Here is a 17,906-nt window from a genome sequence, read left to right as displayed (position 1 = left end):
TGATGCAAAATGTTGCATCGCAGAATGACTTTTTCTTGCCAGAACTTGCGCCCCCTTTCTAATCTGGGACGCAATTATATGCCTGCGCTCTTTTTACGTCGCATCGAAGGGGCGCACTGACAGGCACAACGGGGTAACGCGACGGGTTTTCGAATATGGACATCACGTTTCTTCTGAACGGAGAGACTGTGGAGCTGGAGGGCGTGTCGCCCACGGCCACGCTGCTGGATTGGCTGCGCGAGGAACGACATCTGCGCGGCACCAAAGAGGGCTGCAACGAGGGCGACTGCGGCGCTTGCACAGTCATGGTCAGTGACGCAGAGGGCGCAAAGGCGCTGAACTCTTGCATCCTGTTTCTGCCGCAACTGCACGGCAAAGCGATCCGCACAGTCGAAGGTGTTGGCGAGGCTGACGGCACATTGCACCCAGTTCAGGACGCCATGATCGAGCATCACGGCTCGCAATGCGGGTTCTGCACGCCCGGTTTCATAATGTCGATGACAGCTTCTCATGCCAACGGCGCCACCGATCACGACACGCAACTCGCTGGCAACCTATGCCGCTGCACCGGATACGCCCCGATCATCCGTGCGGCTGAAGCCTGCAAAGACAAACCAGTCCCCACTTGGGTGAACAATGACCGCGCGTTTGTTCTGCTTGAAGCCTCTGAGGTGGCCACTGATGGCCCGGCCCACGCGCCTACATCCTCGGATGAACTGGCAGAGGTCTATGCATCCAATCCCGATGCCACCATTATCGCCGGTGCAACGGACGTGGGCCTTTGGGTCACCAAACAGCTGCGCGATCTGGCCTCGGTCATTTTCCTGAACCGCTGCGATGATCTGAAGACTGTTGAAGTCACGGACACCCAGGTCCGCTTTGGTGCCATGGTCGACATGAACACCGTCGGCGACACCTTGAGCGACCTGCATCCCTCCTATGCGGAAATGGTCCGTCGCTACGCATCCGTTCAGGTGCGCCACGCCGCCACCATCGGCGGCAACATCGCCAATGGTTCGCCCATCGGGGACAACCCGCCCGCACTGATCGCCCTTGGTGCGACCTTGCACCTGCGCAAGGGCGACACGCGCCGCGATCTGCTGCTCGAGGATTTCTTCATCGACTATGGCAAGCAGGACCGTCAGCCGGGTGAGTTTGTCGACGCGGTGAGCTTCCCCCGACAGCCCGACACGCTGAAATGCTACAAGCTGAGCAAACGGTTCGATCAGGACATTTCGGCTGTCTGTGGGTGCTTCAACATCACGGTTGCAGATGGGGTCGTTGCCGATGCCCGCATCGCATTTGGCGGCATGGCCGGCATCCCGAAACGCGCAACCACGGTCGAAGCGGCTTTGATCGGTCACCCCTGGACGGCCACGACCATCGCAACAGCCAAAACCAAATTCGACGCAGACTTCACACCACTCACGGACATGCGCGCCTCGGCCGAATACCGGCTCGAGACAGCCCGCACCTTGCTGGAGCGTTACTTTGCCGAAAGCCAGGGTCAGACCACCAATGTGCTGGAGGTGTCGGCATGAGCGTGACCAAACCTCTCCCGCACGACGCGGCGCGCCTGCATGTGACCGGTACGGCCCGCTACGTGGATGACATCCCGACGCCAGCTGGTAGCCTGCATCTGGCCTTTGGTCAGTCCCCGATTGCAAAGGGTCGCATCACCGCGATGAACCTGGACGCCGTCAAATCCGCTCCCGGCGTTGTAGCTGTGATGGTGGCCAAGGATCTGCCCTTTGCCAATGACGTCTCGCCCTCGATCCACGACGAACCGCTGTTGTCGGATGGAACCGTGAACTACGTGGGCCAGCCTGTGTTTCTGGTGATTGCCGAAAGCCACCTGGCCGCGCGCAAGGCGGCACGGCTGGGCCAGATCGACTATGCCGAGGAAACGCCCTTGCTAACGGTCGACGAGGCTCTGGCCGCGGACAGCCGGTTCGAAGAAGGCCCCCGCATCTACGAAAAGGGCGATGCCGAGGCTGCCATTGATGCCGCGCCGCGACAGATCGAAGCCACGTTCGAAATTGGCGGGCAGGAGCATTTCTACCTCGAAGGACAAGCCGCCATGGCCGTACCCAACGAGGGTGTCGATATGCTGGTTCACAGCTCGACCCAGCACCCCACCGAAATCCAGCACAAAGTGGCCGAGGCGCTTGGCGTACCGATGCACGCCGTTCGCGTTGAAACTCGGCGCATGGGTGGCGGTTTTGGCGGCAAGGAAAGCCAGGGCAACGCTTTGGCCGTGTCCTGTGCCGTGGCCGCGCGCCTGACAGGCCGCGCCTGCAAGATGCGTTATGACCGCGATGACGACATGGTGATCACCGGCAAGCGCCATGAGTTCCGTATCAGCTATCGCGTGGGCTTTGATGACGATGGCCGTGTGCAGGGTGTCTCGTTCAAGCATTACACCCGCTGTGGCTGGGCGCAGGATCTCTCGCTACCCGTGGCGGACCGCGCCATGCTGCATTCGGACAACGCCTATCTGCTGCCCAACGCGTGCATCGAAAGCCACCGCCTGAAAACCAACACCCAATCCGCCACCGCCTATCGCGGCTTTGGCGGGCCGCAAGGCATGGTCGGGATTGAGCGGGTGATGGACCACATCGCCCATGATCTGGGCCTCGACCCAGTCGAGGTGCGCAAGCGGAACTACTATGCTGCCAACATCGACACCTCGGGGACGGAGGACAATTCCACCCCATATGGCATGCAGGTTGAAGATTTCGAGCTGCACGGCATGACCGAGCGGCTGTTGGAAACCAGCGATTATGCCGCCCGCAAAGCGGCGATAGAGAAGTGGAATGCCCAAAACCCCATAGTGAAAAAGGGCATCGCCTTTGCCCCGGTGAAATTCGGGATCTCCTTTACGCTGACCCACCTCAATCAGGCCGGCGCTTTGGTGCATGTCTATCAGGACGGCTCGGTTCACCTGAACCACGGCGGCACCGAAATGGGCCAGGGCCTGTTCCAGAAGGTGGCACAGGTCGCAGCCAGCCGTTTCGGCATCCCACTGGAGCTGGTCAAAATCACCGCAACCGACACGGCCAAGGTGCCCAACACCTCGGCCACGGCGGCCTCTTCCGGGTCTGACCTGAACGGTATGGCCGTCAAAGCTGCCTGTGACACCATCCGCGATCGGATGGCCGAGTTCCTGGCCGAACGCCATCAGGCCGAAGTCAGCGACGTCACCTTCAGCGATGGTCATGTCGAGGTTAGCGAGGCGCGCTATACCTTCCAAGAGGCTGCGGCGATGGCCTATCAGGGGCGCATCAGCCTGTCGGCGACCGGTTTCTACAAGACCCCCAAGATCGAATGGGACCGGATCAAGGGACGCGGGCGGCCATTCTTCTACTTTGCTTATGGCGCGTCGATCACCGAAGTGGCGATTGACACCCTGACCGGAGAGAACCGCATCCTGCGCACTGACATCCTGCACGACGCAGGTGCCTCGCTGAATCCGGCACTGGACATCGGTCAGGTCGAAGGTGGCTATGTCCAAGGCGCAGGCTGGCTGACGACCGAGGAACTGGTCTGGGACGATCAGGGCCGTCTGCGCACTCATGCGCCGTCGACCTACAAGATCCCGGCCTGTTCTGACCGACCCGATGTGTTCAACGTCGCCCTGTGGGACGAACAGAACCGCGAAGATACGATCTATCGCTCCAAAGCGGTGGGGGAACCGCCCTTCATGCTCGGCATCTCTGCCTGGCTGGCGCTGTCGAACGCGGTTGCCGCCTGCGGCGACGCCTATCCGGCCATCGATGCCCCCGCTACAGCCGAAGAGGTCTGGGCCGGGGTACGGAGGGTTCGCGATGGGATTTGATCTGGAGGCTTTGAGGGAGGCCGTCAAATCCCACGGACGCGTCACCCGCGTCGTGATCGCCGCAATCAAGGGGTCATCCCCGCGAGAGGTCGGCGCATCCATGCTGGTCTGGCCCGGTGGCCAGTCCGGCACCATCGGCGGCGGAACGCTGGAGTTCGAAGCGGCTGAGGCCGCACGGCGCCAGACGTCCGAGCGCGTGCTCAGCCATCACGCCCTTGGCCCCGACATGGGTCAATGCTGTGGCGGGGCAGTATCACTGCTGAGCGAAGTGTATGACGTAGACACCGTCAACACGCTCGACGACGAAATCATCTGCCGCGCTACCGATGAGCGCACCATGCCGTTGACCGTCAAGCGCGTGTTGAACGAGGCGCGCGGACAAGGCACCCGGCCTGAGGCGCAGTTGATTGATGGCTGGATGATCGAGCCGGTGCACAAACCCGCGCGCCAGCTTTGGATCTGGGGCGCGGGTCATGTGGGCCGCGCGCTGGTCGATGTGCTGTCCCCCCTGCCCGATCTGGCGATCACTTGGGTGGACACCGGACCAGAGCGGTTTCCCGAAACCATCCCGGCAGGCGTGACGACTTTGCCAGCGGCCAAACCGGCAGAACTGGTGCGTTATGCCCCGACAGACGCCGAGCATCTGGTGCTGACATATTCGCACACGCTTGACCTGGAACTGTGCAACCGCCTGTTAAATCACGATTTCGCCTTTGCCGGACTGATCGGCTCGGCTACCAAGTGGGCGCGATTCCGTTCCCGACTGGGCAAATTGGGGCACACCCCAGACCGCATCAGCCGGATCACCTGCCCAATCGGCGATCCGAGCTTGGGCAAACACCCGCAGATGATCGCCGTGGGCGTTGCAGCTGACATGCTGCGCCCGGCCCTGACAGAGACACGAAAAAAGGACCTGAGCGCGTGACAACTCCACTTCTGAGCCTGCAAGGGCTGACCAAGGCATACCCAGGCGTAGTGGCCAACGACACCGTCTCGTTCGATATCGGACAGGGCGAGGTTCACGCACTACTTGGGGAAAACGGCGCGGGGAAATCCACGCTGGTGAAAATGATCTATGGGCTGGTGAAGCCTGATAGCGGGAAAATGGTGCTGAATGGCCAGCCCTTTGCCCCGGCTGAACCTCGCGCCGCACGGGCTGACGGGATCGCAATGGTGTTCCAGCACTTCTCGCTCTTTGATGCGTTGAACGTGGCCGAGAACATCGCATTGGGCATGGAAAACCCGCCCAAGATGGGCGATCTGGCTGCGCGTATCCGCGAAGTGTCGGAAACATATGGCTTGCCTTTGGACCCCTATCGCACGGTCGGCGATCTGTCCGCAGGCGAACGCCAGAGGGTCGAGATCATTCGCTGCCTTCTGCAGGACCCCAAGCTGCTGATCATGGACGAACCCACATCGGTTCTGACCCCGCAAGAGGTCGATATCCTGTTCGAAACACTGCAGAAACTGCGGTCCGAGGGCACCTCGATCCTCTATATCTCGCACAAGCTGGAAGAAATCCGCACGCTTTGCGACCACGCCACGATCCTGCGATTGGGCAAGAACGTGGGGGAGTGTATCCCCGCTGAAACCTCAGCCCGTGACATGGCCGAGATGATGGTGGGTTCGACCCTGCAAACACCCGAACGTGGAGGCCGCGACTTTGGCGAGGTTGCACTCGACATTTCCGGACTTTCGGTTCCATCGCCCTCCGAATTTGGCACAGCGCTGCGCAATCTGCATCTGACCGTGCGTCGGGGTGAGGTCTTGGGCGTTGGCGGTGTCGCCGGGAACGGACAGGACGAACTGTTGGGCGTGTTGTCGGGTGAGATCACCACCGCACCGGATGCGGTCAAGATGAACGGCCAGCCGATTGGCAAACTGGGGCCCACAGCGCGGCGCAAATTGGGTCTGCTGTCCGCGCCCGAGGAGCGCCTGGGCCACGCGGCGGCACCGGACATGAGCCTGACCGAGAATGCCCTGCTTACTGGGTCGGTTCGCGAAGGGTTGGAAAGCAACGGCTTCTTGAAATGGGGCGAAACGCAAAGCTTTGCGGAACGCATCATCGAAGAGTTCGATGTGCGCACCCCTGGCCCTGACAACGCGGCGCGGTCGCTGTCGGGCGGGAACCTGCAAAAGTTCGTCATTGGTCGCGAGGTTCTGCAAAACCCCGACGTGCTGGTGGTGAACCAGCCGACCTGGGGCGTGGACGCTGCTGCGGCTGCATCGATCCGGCAGGCCATTCTGGATTTGGCGGCCAAGGGCACCGCTGTTGTCTGCATCAGCCAGGATCTGGATGAGCTGATGGAAATCTCGGACAGTTTTGCCGCCCTGAACGAAGGGCGCCTGAGCGCCCCGCGCGAGACCACCGGCCTGACGGTTGACGAGATCGGCCTGATGATGGGCGGCGCACATGGGATGGAGGTGGCGCATGTCTAAGCCAGCCACACTCAACACAACACCTGCCAGCACGGCAGCCAACAACAAGAAATCAGGGGGACAGAGCAAATGATCGTGCTGGAGAAACGACCACAGCCATCACAGACCTGGTCCATGGCCACGCCTGTCGTGGCGGTACTTGCAACAATGTTCTTTGGCGGGGTCCTGTTCGCAGCCCTTGGAAAGAACCCGGTTGAGGCCATCATGACCATCTTTTGGGAGCCGCTCTTTGGCGAGTTCTCGTTTTACTATCGCCCGCAATTGCTGATCAAGGGCGCGCCCTTGGTGTTGATCGCGATCGGCCTATCGCTGGGTTTTCGCGCCGGTATCTGGAATATCGGCGCCGAAGGGCAATACATCATGGGTGCCATAGTGGGTGCCGGTGTGGGCCTGGCCTTCTACCCGCTTGAGGCGTGGTACATCTTTCCGCTGATGGTGATCGGTGGTGCCTTTGGCGGTTGGATCTGGGCGATGATCCCGGCCATCCTCAAGGTGCGGTTCGGCACCAACGAGATCCTCGTGTCACTGATGCTGGTCTATGTGGCCGAGCAGATGTTGGCTTCGGTCTCTCTGGGCCTGCTGAAAAACCCCGAAGGTTACGGCTTTCCCGGCTCGCGCAACCTGCAATCCTGGGACAGCGCGCATAACGCCGAGCTATTCGCAGGCTCGGGCATGCACTGGGGCGTGGTGACCGCGCTGATCGCGGTGATCTTTGCCTATGTGCTGCTCAACCGTCACATGCTGGGCTTTCACATCCGTCTGACGGGTGAGGCACCTCGCGCGGCCAAGTTTGCTGGCGTGAACCCGGCGCGGTTGATCCTGTTCTGTCTGGGTGCCTCGGGTGTTCTGGCAGGCCTTGCCGGAATGTTTGAAGTGGCAGGCCCCGCGGGTCAGATCACCATCGACTTCAACGTGGGCTACGGCTTTACCGCGATCATCGTGGCCTTTTTGGGCCGGTTGCATCCAGTGGGCATTGTTCTGGCCGGCGGCGTCATGGCGCTGACTTATATCGGCGGCGACATCGCACAGTCCAACCTGGGCCTGCCGTCGGCCGCCATCCAGGTCTTCCAGGGAATGCTTTTGTTCTTCCTGCTGGCGCTGGACCTGCTCACCAACTACCGCATTCGACTTGCCAGCAAAGAGGTGGCGTGAACCATGGATCTTTCTGCAATCAATCCCGTCCTGCTGATCGCCTCGCTTATGGTGGCAGCAACCCCGATCCTGCTGGCCGCCATTGGTGAGCTGGTGGTGGAAAAGGCTGGCGTTCTGAACCTCGGCGTCGAAGGCATGATGATCGTCGGTGCAATCTCGGGCTTTGCGATCACGGTCGAAAGCGGCTCGCCTTGGTTGGGTTTCCTGGCCTCGGCCATTGGTGGCGCGCTGTTGTCGCTGCTGTTCGTCGTGCTGACGCAAGTGGCACTGGCCAATCAGGTCGCCTCGGGCCTGGCGCTGACCCTGTTCGGCTTGGGTCTCAGCTCGCTCATGGGGCAAAGCTATGTAGGGATCAAACCGCCGCAGATGGGCAAGCTGGACATTCCCGTCCTGACCGATCTGCCCGTCATTGGCCCGATCCTGTTTGGCCACGACCCGATCCTGTACCTTGGCATCGCATTGACCGCCGCGGTTTGGGCGCTGCTCAAATACACCCGCGTGGGTCTGGTGCTGCGCGCGGTGGGTGAAAACCACGACGCCGCTCATGCGCTTGGATATAAAGTTGTGCGCATCCGCATCATGGCGATCATGTTCGGTGGGGCCTGTGCCGGTCTGGGTGGGGCATACATCAGCCTGATCCGGGTGCCGCAATGGACCGAGGGCATGACCGCCGGTGTTGGTTGGATCGCGCTTGCGCTGGTGGTCTTTGCCAGCTGGAAGCCATGGCGCGCGCTTTTGGGTGCCTATCTTTTCGGCGGTGTTACGGTTGTGCAGCTGAATCTGCAGGCCGCAGGCGTTGCCATCCCGGTCGAGTATCTGGCAATGTCGCCCTATCTGATCACCATCTTTGTGCTGGTGCTTCTGTCACGGGACAAAAGCGGCGCGCCTGCATCGCTGGGTCGCATCTTCCACGCCACACATTGATGTGGCAAAATCAAACCAAAGCCCTGATAAAAGGGCAAAACATACCAACCTGGGGAGTAACCTAATGAAACTCACTTCACTTCTTGCCACTGCGGCGCTTGGCCTTGGCTTGGCCACCGCAGCGGTCGCGGCAGACAAGACCAAAGTCGGCTTTGTCTATGTCGGCCCCGTGGGCGATGGCGGCTGGACCTATGAGCACGATCAGGGCCGCAAGGCCGTCGTGGCCGAGTTCGGCGACAAGGTCGAAACCGTGTATGTTGAAAACGTGGCCGAAGGTCCCGACAGCGAACGCGTGATGACCCAGATGGCGCTGGACGGTGCCGATCTGATCTTTACCACCTCGTTTGGCTACATGGATCCGACCATCAACGTTGCCAAGAAGTTCCCGAACGTGAAGTTCGAGCACGCCACCGGCTACAAGCGCGCTGACAACGTGTCGACCTATTCGGCTCGTTTCTACGAAGGCCGCGCCGTTCAGGGCACCATCGCCGGTCACATGACCAAGTCGAACGTCGTGGGCTACATCGGGTCGTTCCCGATCCCCGAAGTGATCCGTGGCATCAACTCGGCCTTTGTCCACGCCCGCAAGGTGAACCCGGACGTCCAGTTCAAGATCGTCTGGGCCTTTACCTGGTTTGACCCGGCCAAAGAGGCCGACGCTGCCAAGGTTCTGATCGAACAAGGCGCGGACGTGATCCTGCAGCACACCGACTCGACCGCGCCGCAGGCTGCCGCTCAGGCCGCCGGCAACGTGATCACCTTTGGTCAGGCATCCGACATGAGCGAGTATGCACCGCACCCGCGCGTCAGCTCGATCATCGACGACTGGGCGCCCTACTACATCGCGCGCACCAAGGCCGTGATGGACGGCACCTGGGAGAGCAAGGACACATGGGACGGCATCGGTGCCGGCATGGTTGGCATCGGCGAGATTTCGGACGCGGTTCCGGCCGAAGTGAAAGCCGAAGCGCTGGCGATCAAGGATGCACTGGCGGACGGTTCGTACCACGCCTTTACCGGCCCGATCAAAAAGCAGGATGGCAGCGACTGGCTGGGTGAGGGTGAGACCGCAGATGACGGCACACTCGCTGGCATGAATTTCTATGTCGAAGGCATCGAAGGCGACATCCCGCAGTAAGCTGCCTTATCTAGGTCAACAACAAGGCTCGCCTTTTGGCGGGCCTTTTTTATTTCAAACGGCTTCGGCGGCATGCCGCCAACATCCACCTCTCGTACTGGTTGCGCTTAGAAAGTGCATCGTTTCGTGTTAGGCTACCGGTGTCCCGTTCGTATTTTCAGGGACATACATTTTGAAAAGGAGACTATTATGGCACGTTTTGTTGTCGATACCGGCGATCTTGATATGGATCGGAATTCGGAACTGGAACTTCAAAGTGACATTCAGAAACTGGTCTTGGGGCACGTGGCCCGGACGGGGTTTGAGAAACCCTGGATCACCAAGTTCCCCCATGAATGGTACGGGATCATTTTGAACCCGGAACTCGACCCATTGCTGGGCCGAGAAAAGGAGCTGGGCGGATTGCTGGCCCGGATCGGCTGAAAATGTCATCCACCGACCGGAGTTGCCCGAGCGCGCGATGCACGCCCGGCAACCAACTGTTGGGGGTCAAAGGGTCTGATGGTCATGTTCGGCATATGCGCACGGCCATGACCATCGACGAGGACTTTGTCCAAGCTGCCTCGGAACTGGGTACACCCGAAGCTCGCATGCGGTTCAGTTCACCTTGCGCCACGTCTGGTTGTGCACAATGGACCGGGTCACGTTGCGGCGTGATCGACAAGGTTCTGGACCACCTGGAACACGAGCAAGTGCCGTTGTCGCAGGCTCTCCCCCCCTGCCCGATCCGGTCCACATGCCGGTGGTACGATCAATCCGGCGAAACCGCGTGTCGGGCCTGCAGCATGGTCATCACCGATCAATCCGCCATTGCTGCCGAATAATGAAAGGGGCCGGAAACGGCCCCTTTTTGCGCCCCTGGCTGATGCGACGAGATCATTTTTCAGAGCACCGATTGAACGACGATAACGCAGCCCGAAACAATCAACAGAAGCAGCACAGCCCGCTGAAAGGCTTTCTCGGAAATCGACAGGAACATGTTCGCCCCAACAACCGCGCCCAACAGGCTGAACGGGATGGCGACGCCCGCATAGGCCATCAATTCAGTATCAACCTTGCCAACAACCACCATTGCAATGGCCGACAACATCAGAATGAACAGGTTGAACGGCTGATACCGCGCGCGCTGATCCGCGGGGGAAAGCCGCTTGAGCTGCAACCAGATCAACGGAAGCACACCCGACAGACCGGCAAAGCCGCCAAGCACCCCTCCGACAAAGCCAATGCAGCGGTCCGCAAACCCATCCTGTGGCGCAGCGGACATGGCTGAAGGCAGGCCTTTGAATTGAAACAGAGCGTAAGCAATCAGGAACCAGCCGATGGTGGTCTTGACGACACTTGGATCCAGCACGTTGAGCAGCAGTGCGCCCAGTGGCACCCCCAAGACACCGCCAGAGATCAGATAGGTGGACATGCGAAAGTCCATCTTGCCCGACAATTTCCACAGGCCCACGACCTGACCTGCCAAGGCCGCCAGGATGATCAGCGGTGGCACCACATGCGCAGGCAGCACCAGGAACCAGAAACCTGACGCCACCAGGGCGGTGCCAAATCCGGCGAACCCGTTGATAAAGCCAGCCGTCAGGGCACCGACCACGAGCAATGCAACCGTGATCCAATCCATCCCTTCTCTCCCCCAAAAAAGAAATGCCCCAGCGGGGCACCTCAAAGACCATCGGTATCGAATGGCTCAGTGACCGCCCGAGAACACAAGCGTCTGCACCGGCATCAGGATCATCCTCAGGCGCAGGCCCGCTGCGTGAACCACGCCGATGGTGTCCACCACGTGCAGGAAGATGCGCTCGCCCGTCCCCAGGTCTTCGTCATGTTCCAGGCGCTCGTGGTTGTTGGTATAGAGGTTCGCCAGACAGTTGCTCCCTGGTGGCAGGTCCGGCGCATTGTCGGAATAGAGCGGTTCGAGGAACACCATGATACTGCCCGGCACCGGGTTGTTCTGCGGATCGAATATTCGGTCAGATGGGCGAACCTGTCCTGACGGGATCACGTCTTGCACGGCAACCACAACCATCGGATAGACGGTAAAAGGCTGCGTCATACAGCCGATCTCGGCCACCATTCCAGGCTTTGCAACCTGCGCGGCCATCTGGTTGAACGCCGCCTGAAAGCGCTTGTGGCCAGTGCTGTCAGGTACAAGGATGCCGGCCGGACGCAAGATCGGATTGACAAAATCGCCCACCTGCAAGCTGAGTTGTTCAATCGTCCCGTCAACCCCCGCCACGATCAACGTTTTGTCCAGTTCGGCCTGTGCCTGCGCCAGCTGTGCCTCGGCACTATCGCGCTGCGCCGGAATGACCACACTTATGCGCTGTTCAACCGCGGCCAGTTGCGCTTCGGCTGCATCGACCAACGCAACACGTTCATCGACCAGGTTTTGCAGGCGCTCGATTTCGGTCAACTTGACCGCACTTGATCCTTGCTCCAGCAGGGTTTGGTTCCGGGCCAGATCCTCGTTTGATTGTGTCAAAGCTGCATTGGCCTGAACGATGCCTGCCTTGGCTGCCGCCAAGTCGGTCTGCGCCACGGAAACAGAGGCGTCGACCTCGGCGATTGCGGCCTTGGCCGCCTGAACGGATGCCTCTTGCGAAACGGCATCCAGCCGGAAGATTGGATCACCCGCTTTGACCTTTTGGTTGTTCTTTACATAGATCTCGGACACGCGCCCGCCGAACTGCGGCAAAAGGGTCAGGGTTCGATAGTAAGAGGCGACCGACGAGGTGGCCGGGTGATAGTAGAACAGAACAGTAATCACCGAAATCGCAGCAATGGCACAGGCAGTCAGGCCAATGCGTAGTTCGTACCACATAGAAAACAGGGTGATTTCATGCCCGATACGTTTACCCTGAACATAGCGGCGGAACAGATAGTCGGGCAGGATGGTGAACAAGGCGCAGAGCAGTGTTTCAAGCATGGCTTATCCCTCCTGCTTCGGTGCGGGTTCGACGTCGGCAACGACAGGACTGTCTTCCACTGGTTCTGTTGCGTAGTCACTCTCAGCAGGTTTGAAACCGGCTAGGCGAGCCAAGGATTGGGCGATGGATTCAATCGGACTCAGATAATCAGGAAAGCGGAAACCGGCAACCAAAACAGCGAGAACCCAAAACATATTGTTGTGTGTGAACAAGGCCAGCAGGGCCAGAATACCCACAATTTGAAACTGCGAGTGGTTCGATTCATGTGCCATTTTTTCCGGGATCGCATGCAAGGTGAAATACCCGATACCGATCAGCAAGATCAGGCCAACGGTAAAGAACACCATGAAGGTGAACAAAAAATCACTGCCGTCTGCGGCCACGACATAATCGGGTATGTGCCCGGTCGCCATGGGATGAAGCGTCCCGTGTTCCACGATAATATCCTTTGAAAACAACTCCTACCTTCTGTGCATTGCACGCATCCGGAATCTGTGCAACGTCAAATACAGGGCCCGTGTGTCTGGGCCATAGCCTTTCACAAAACAGGACTTGCAGCATGCTCCGCCCCCTTCGCACCCGCAGCGGCCACGTCGTCAGCCGGTTCGCCTTTGGCACGATGCAGTTCGGCGGACGCGCCGATGCGGCACAGTCCCACGCCATGTTTGACGCTGCACGCGCCGCAGGGATCACCCATTTCGACACCGCCTATCTGTACACTGATGGCGCGTCCGAGACCCTGCTTGGAGAGATGATCGCAAAGGATGCCGAGGATCTGTTCATCGCCACCAAGGTTGCCTATGCCGGTGGCATGGGGGCCGACAACATCCGCACCCAGTTCGATGTATGCCGTCAGCGATTGAAGCAGGACATTGTTGATCTGCTTTATCTGCACCGCTTTGACCCCTCCAGTGATCTGGCCGAGGCGATGGCCTGTTTGGCCGAATTGAAACAGGCCGGACAGATCCGTCATGTGGGCCTGTCCAACGCAGCTGCCTGGCAGGTTATGAAAACCGTCGCCGTGGCGCAGACCTTTGATCTGACCATCGACGTGCTGCAACCGATGTACAATCTGGTCAAACGTCAGGCCGAGGTTGAAATCCTGCCGATGTGCGCTGATCAGGGCATCACCGTTGCTCCCTATTCCCCTTTGGGTGGTGGGCTTTTGACCGGAAAATATGCCCAAGGCGGCAGCGGTCGTTTGGATGAGGATGCAGGCTATGCCACACGCTATGGTTTGGATTGGATGCCCGGCGCCGTCGCTGGATTGGTGCAAATTGCACAAGAGCTGGAAGTCAATCCCGCAACGCTGGCCGTGGCCTGGGTTGCAGCCAATCCAAACGCGCTCTGCCCCATCATCTCGGCCCGCACGGCGGATCAGTTGCGCCCGTCGCTGGATGCCATCGACTATCCATTGAGTGCCGAAGTCTATGCCCGCCTAAGCGCTCTGGCCCCAACGCCACAGCCCGCAACCGACCGGACCGAAGAACTGTCATGATCGACTTTCTGGTCATTGGTGGAGGCATCGCCGGTCTAAGCGCAGCCGCCCGATTGTCGGCACATGGGTCGGTCTGCGTGCTCGAAGCCGAGGACGCCCTTGGTTATCACAGCTCGGGCCGATCAGCGGCCCTGTTTGAACCCAGCTACGGCGTGGGCGCCACCCTGACACTCAGCCAGGCCAGCGCCGCATTCTTTCAAGATAGTGAAAGTGGCTATCTGTCACCGCGTGGCTTGTTGCTCGTGGGTGGGCACGACCAGCGCGCGACTTACGAGCAGGAATGCCACGACCTGTCCATGACGCCGCTGACGTTTCAACAGGCCCAAGACATGGTGCCGATCCTGAACCCTGACACCGTTGGTTACACGGCATTTCATGGTGAGGCGTGGGACATCGACACCGACCTGCTGCTCCAGGATTTTGCCAAACAGGTTCGCGCCAGCGGCGGACAGGTTCTGCCGCGACATAAGGTCGATGGGATCACCCGTACCAAATCCGGTTGGCAGGTTCACGCAGGCGAAGTATTCGAGGCACGCACCATGCTCAACGCAGCGGGGGCCTGGGTGGACGAGATTGCCGTCTTGGCCGGGATCACGCCCATCGCGATCACCCCCTATTGCCGCTCGATGGCGCGTCTGCCAGCGCCGGGGGGGCTGAATCTGCGCGATTGGCCCATGATGTTTGGTGTTGGTGAAAGCTGGTATGCCAAGCCGGACGCCGGCGCGCTGATCGTGTCCCCGTCCGAGGTTGACCCAACTACCCCGCATGACGCTTATGCCGATGCCATGGTTCTGGCCGAGGGGCTGGCCCGCTATGAAGAGCGTGTGACCGAACCGGTGACGCGGGTCATCAGCAATTGGGCGGGCCTGCGCAGCTTTGTGCCGGACAAGAACCTGGTGTTGGGGCCTGATCCTGCTGACCCCAGCTTTGTTTGGGTCGCCGCGCAGGGTGGCTATGGGTTTCAAACCGCGCCTGCGGCCTCGCAACTGGTTGCCGATCTGGCCTGCGGGCTTAACTCTGATCTGGACCAAGGCACCATTGACGCCCTCAGCCCCGAAAGGCTCCGTACATGAGCAAACGCACCCTGCCCCCCACCGCGAGTATTGCCGAGGCAGGCGAAGGTGCTCGCCTGGTTGCCCCCTCGGCCAGCCGGAACGTTGACGCCATCGGCGCGCTGCTGGAACACGTCGCACCGCCGACAGGCAAGGCGCTGGAAATCGCCAGCGGAACTGGCCAGCATGTGGCCGCCTTTGCGCCACGGATTCCCGGTCTGCTCTGGCAGCCAACGGACGTGGAAGACGAGCGGCTTGCCAGCATCGACGCCTACGCGAAGGGGATCAAAACGATCCTGCCCGCCCGTCGGTTGGACGCAACCCGCCCTGGCTGGGCTGCAGAATACTCCGATCTGTCCTTGGTGACGCTGGCGAACCTCCTCCACCTCATCAGTGGGCCAGAGGCTACGGTACTGATCGAGGAAGCGGCCAAAACACTCGGTCCCCAAGGGCGCCTGGTTCTGTATGGCCCGTTCATGCGCAATGGCAAGTTGACCAGCGAAGGCGACATCCGCTTTCACAACTCTCTGAGCACACAAGACCCCGAGATCGGTTACAAGAACGATCAAGAGATCATCGCAATCATCGAAGGCACCGGATTGAGCATGATCGATATCGTAGAGATGCCAGCGAATAATCTTGCCTTGATCGCAGAACGCCACATCGCGTGATCTGAATCAAAGTCGTCACATTTATCGCCCGATACACATTCCGCGATCTTAATGTGAATGAGGTATCGACATGTCCTGGACCGACAAGCTGTCCGCCACCCGCGCGGGTCTGCGCAATCTGAATGGGGCCATTCCCGACACGGCCAAAGCCTTTGGCTCATTGGGGAAATCCGTCAAACAAGGCGGCACACTGGACTACAAGACCAAGGAGTTCGTGGCCTTGGGCATCTCGATCGCAGACCGCTGCGAACCTTGCATTTCGCTCCATGTTGAGGCTCTGGCCAAGGCCGGGGCAACCCGCGAAGAGATTGCCGACGTTCTGGGCATGTGCATCCAGATGGGTGGAGGCCCATCGATGATGTATGCGGCAAAAGCACTGGAATGTTTCGACGAATTGACGGCCTGAGGTTGGCCCCAAGTTGGCAGGGCGTTCCGGACGCTCTGTCGCCAAAGTCGCGGGATGGGCCGGTTTCCGTTAGGCAATTACCCCCCAACAGCCTAGCCTGTTGATTGAGACAGGAGGGAAAGATATGCCAGAATTTTCGTTCGACGCCATGGTGAGCTCTATCAAGGACCGCCTGACAACCGCCGACCCCCAGCTCGCGATTCAGACCTATCTGCAGGACCTGGTGCGCGACCCTGCCCCGCTGCTGGCGGCCTCGGATAAACTGAGCGAGCCCGAGACCCTGTTTCACGAGGATGATGACCTGTCGATCTGGCATTGCCGTTTTCAACCTGATGTGATGCTGCCGCCCCACGAACACCTGCTGCCTGTCCTGATCGCCTGTTACAGCGGCGAAGAGCTGAGCCTGCTTTATCAAAGCGGCGAGGCCGGGCTGGATCAGGTCGGTGAGATATCCGCCGCCGAAGGCGAAGTCATCGCGCTGGACCGTGACGCCATCCACGCCGTCACCGCCAAAGGGGACCGTCCCAGCGAAGCGATCCATGTCTACCTGGGGCCGTTGATGAAGTTGAAACGGGATTTTTATGACTGGGATACCGGAAAAGCCGTCGATTTCACGATGGAGGCGTTCGAGGGCATGAAACGGCCGGTCTAAGTCTCTGACAGAGAATAGAGAGGGACTGGTTCACTGATCCCCCGGACGGCGTGAGTTCCGCAGGAATCGAACAGATCAGAGGCGTTTTCGGCCACGTTTGACGTTGCCAGAACACGTGTTCCAACAGACTTGGTTAGCCCCTCTACGCGGCTTGCCAGATTGACTGCGCCGCCAAGTACAGTAAAGTCCAATCGGCCTGGGCTGCCGATGTTGCCATAGCTGACTTTTCCTGCGTTGATACCTATCCCCAGGTCGAGCGGAGCTTGCTGATTTGCCATTCGCGCAAGGTTCAGTTCTGCGAGGCCGACCAGAACACGCCGAGCCGACAAAGCCGCCTTGCGACATATCTTTTCCCTGTCCGCATCGGACCGGATAGGAAAAATCGACAAGATGCCATCACCCATAAATTTCAACACATCGCCGTCGTTTTCCTCAACCGCCTGAACAACAAAATCAAAGTACCCATTCAGAGCATCGAACAATTCGTTCTCGTCCGCCTGTTCGGACAATGCCGTGAACCCCCGAAGGTCCGAGAACATAACCACGGCATCGACAGTCGTACGCTCGCCTCGTTTGATCGTCCCATTCCAGACAGCGTCGGATGCCCCATCACCCAGATAGGTGCGCAGCAAACTCTTCGACGATTTGCGCATCGTGACCGGCTCTAGCGCGCATGACAAAGCAGGAAGTGCAGCTTCGATCATTTCCAGATGCTCAGCCTTAAACCCCAACGGATCTTGCGTCACGAAGGTGCAGCCATGCATAGAACCGTCACCGTAGAACAGCAGTGTTGCGTAGTAATCGGTCCCACCCTGCTCTGCAAACTCCAGATACGAGATGTGATCCGACCCCGGATCCAGACCAAGTAAGCTTTTGTGCAGGGGGCGTCTGTGTTTGAGGATATATTCAAACGAACTGCCAACATAACCGTCCGTCAGCATCCGCTCATGCGTGACGTCATAAACCTCGGTGTCTTCAGGCGTCCAGACCACCCCCCATGCGATCAACAAGGGATTGGCAAACCGCTGCCCGATATTGACCCGCCACAAAGGCACGCCCGCCTCGATCAGTGAACTGCAGAAATGCGAAACAACTTTGACCGGATCGTTGGAGCACCGCCCTTCGGTCATCATCCAGTGAGAGAGCTGATGAAGTGTGTCCATTCTCTCAACCTAGCCTTGTCAGCGCATGGTGCATAGAGCGCTC

General features: G+C 59.6%; 18 protein-coding genes. 14 read left to right on the top strand and 4 right to left on the bottom strand.

What is annotated here, in order from left to right; genetic code table 11:
• Nucleotides 1–155 precede the first annotated feature (155 nt).
• The 9 genes from xdhA to TRM7615_RS08800 all read left to right on the top strand — a co-directional run bounded on the left by xdhA (nt 156) and on the right by TRM7615_RS08800 (nt 10,315).
• The gene (gene xdhA, locus TRM7615_RS08840; protein ID WP_108786593.1) at nt 156–1,541 is read left to right on the top strand and encodes a xanthine dehydrogenase small subunit; all 1,386 of its coding nucleotides are present in this window, start codon (nt 156–158) and stop codon (nt 1,539–1,541) included.
• Entirely contained in the window at nt 1,538–3,838 is a 2,301-nt protein-coding gene (gene xdhB / locus TRM7615_RS08835) for a xanthine dehydrogenase molybdopterin binding subunit (RefSeq protein WP_108786591.1), read from the top strand. The genes xdhA and xdhB overlap by 4 nt, the downstream gene beginning before the upstream one ends.
• The gene (gene xdhC, locus TRM7615_RS08830) at nt 3,828–4,763 is read left to right on the top strand and encodes a xanthine dehydrogenase accessory protein XdhC (protein WP_108786589.1); all 936 of its coding nucleotides are present in this window, start codon (nt 3,828–3,830) and stop codon (nt 4,761–4,763) included. The genes xdhB and xdhC overlap by 11 nt, the downstream gene beginning before the upstream one ends.
• Nucleotides 4,760–6,277 (top strand): ABC transporter ATP-binding protein, encoded by a 1,518-nt coding sequence (locus tag TRM7615_RS08825; protein ID WP_108786587.1) that lies wholly within the window; start codon nt 4,760–4,762, stop codon nt 6,275–6,277. Before xdhC ends, TRM7615_RS08825 begins: the two co-directional genes overlap by 4 nt.
• A gap of 69 nt (nt 6,278–6,346) precedes the next feature.
• Nucleotides 6,347–7,429 (top strand): ABC transporter permease, encoded by a 1,083-nt coding sequence (locus TRM7615_RS08820; RefSeq protein ID WP_108786585.1) that lies wholly within the window; start codon nt 6,347–6,349, stop codon nt 7,427–7,429.
• A gap of 3 nt (nt 7,430–7,432) precedes the next feature.
• The gene (locus TRM7615_RS08815; RefSeq protein WP_085794690.1) at nt 7,433–8,353 is read left to right on the top strand and encodes an ABC transporter permease; all 921 of its coding nucleotides are present in this window, start codon (nt 7,433–7,435) and stop codon (nt 8,351–8,353) included.
• A gap of 64 nt (nt 8,354–8,417) precedes the next feature.
• A complete protein-coding gene (locus tag TRM7615_RS08810) occupies nt 8,418–9,491 on the top strand; it encodes a BMP family ABC transporter substrate-binding protein (protein WP_108786583.1) in 1,074 nt (357 codons plus the stop codon).
• A 189-nt stretch (nt 9,492–9,680) separates the two neighbouring features.
• Nucleotides 9,681–9,914: a hypothetical protein gene (locus tag TRM7615_RS08805; RefSeq protein ID WP_108786581.1), complete on the top strand. Its 234-nt coding sequence runs from the start codon at nt 9,681–9,683 to the stop codon at nt 9,912–9,914.
• A 107-nt stretch (nt 9,915–10,021) separates the two neighbouring features.
• Complete coding sequence (locus TRM7615_RS08800; RefSeq protein WP_125133662.1) at nt 10,022–10,315, top strand: hypothetical protein; 294 nt, start codon at nt 10,022–10,024, stop codon at nt 10,313–10,315.
• 59 nt (nt 10,316–10,374) lie between these two features.
• Here the strand turns inward: TRM7615_RS08800 and TRM7615_RS08795 are convergent, their stop codons facing one another.
• The 3 genes from TRM7615_RS08795 to TRM7615_RS08785 form a co-directional block, all read right to left on the bottom strand.
• Nucleotides 10,375–11,115: a sulfite exporter TauE/SafE family protein gene (locus TRM7615_RS08795; protein WP_108786577.1), complete on the bottom strand. Its 741-nt coding sequence runs from the start codon at nt 11,113–11,115 to the stop codon at nt 10,375–10,377.
• Between the two features lie 66 nt (nt 11,116–11,181).
• Entirely contained in the window at nt 11,182–12,420 is a 1,239-nt protein-coding gene (locus TRM7615_RS08790) for an HlyD family secretion protein (RefSeq protein ID WP_108786575.1), read from the bottom strand.
• A gap of 3 nt (nt 12,421–12,423) precedes the next feature.
• On the bottom strand, nt 12,424–12,858 hold the full coding sequence (locus TRM7615_RS08785; RefSeq protein WP_370739790.1) for a hypothetical protein: 435 nt from the start codon (nt 12,856–12,858) through the stop codon (nt 12,424–12,426).
• A gap of 122 nt (nt 12,859–12,980) precedes the next feature.
• Here TRM7615_RS08785 and TRM7615_RS08780 point away from each other — a divergent pair, with 122 nt between their 5' ends.
• The 5 genes from TRM7615_RS08780 to TRM7615_RS08760 all read left to right on the top strand — a co-directional run bounded on the left by TRM7615_RS08780 (nt 12,981) and on the right by TRM7615_RS08760 (nt 16,700).
• Nucleotides 12,981–13,919 carry an aldo/keto reductase gene (locus TRM7615_RS08780; protein ID WP_108786573.1) on the top strand — a complete coding sequence of 313 codons (939 nt, stop codon included), beginning with the start codon at nt 12,981–12,983 and terminating at the stop codon, nt 13,917–13,919.
• Nucleotides 13,916–14,992, top strand: a complete 1,077-nt coding sequence (locus TRM7615_RS08775; RefSeq protein ID WP_108786571.1) for an NAD(P)/FAD-dependent oxidoreductase — start codon at nt 13,916–13,918, stop codon at nt 14,990–14,992. The genes TRM7615_RS08780 and TRM7615_RS08775 overlap by 4 nt, the downstream gene beginning before the upstream one ends.
• Nucleotides 14,989–15,642 carry a DUF938 domain-containing protein gene (locus TRM7615_RS08770; protein ID WP_108786569.1) on the top strand — a complete coding sequence of 218 codons (654 nt, stop codon included), beginning with the start codon at nt 14,989–14,991 and terminating at the stop codon, nt 15,640–15,642. The genes TRM7615_RS08775 and TRM7615_RS08770 overlap by 4 nt, the downstream gene beginning before the upstream one ends.
• A 70-nt stretch (nt 15,643–15,712) precedes the next feature.
• Entirely contained in the window at nt 15,713–16,048 is a 336-nt protein-coding gene (locus TRM7615_RS08765) for a carboxymuconolactone decarboxylase family protein (protein WP_108786567.1), read from the top strand.
• A gap of 124 nt (nt 16,049–16,172) precedes the next feature.
• On the top strand, nt 16,173–16,700 hold the full coding sequence (locus TRM7615_RS08760) for a hypothetical protein (protein WP_108786565.1): 528 nt from the start codon (nt 16,173–16,175) through the stop codon (nt 16,698–16,700).
• Here TRM7615_RS08760 and TRM7615_RS08755 read toward each other — a convergent pair.
• On the bottom strand, nt 16,697–17,863 hold the full coding sequence (locus TRM7615_RS08755) for an adenylate/guanylate cyclase domain-containing protein (protein ID WP_108786563.1): 1,167 nt from the start codon (nt 17,861–17,863) through the stop codon (nt 16,697–16,699). The genes TRM7615_RS08760 and TRM7615_RS08755 overlap by 4 nt on opposite strands.
• Nucleotides 17,864–17,906 lie beyond the last annotated feature (43 nt).

The sequence above is a fragment of the Falsiruegeria mediterranea M17 genome, assembly GCF_900302455.1.
Taxonomy (GTDB): domain Bacteria; phylum Pseudomonadota; class Alphaproteobacteria; order Rhodobacterales; family Rhodobacteraceae; genus Falsiruegeria; species Falsiruegeria mediterranea.
This window is presented reverse-complemented; position numbering and strand designations above follow the sequence as displayed.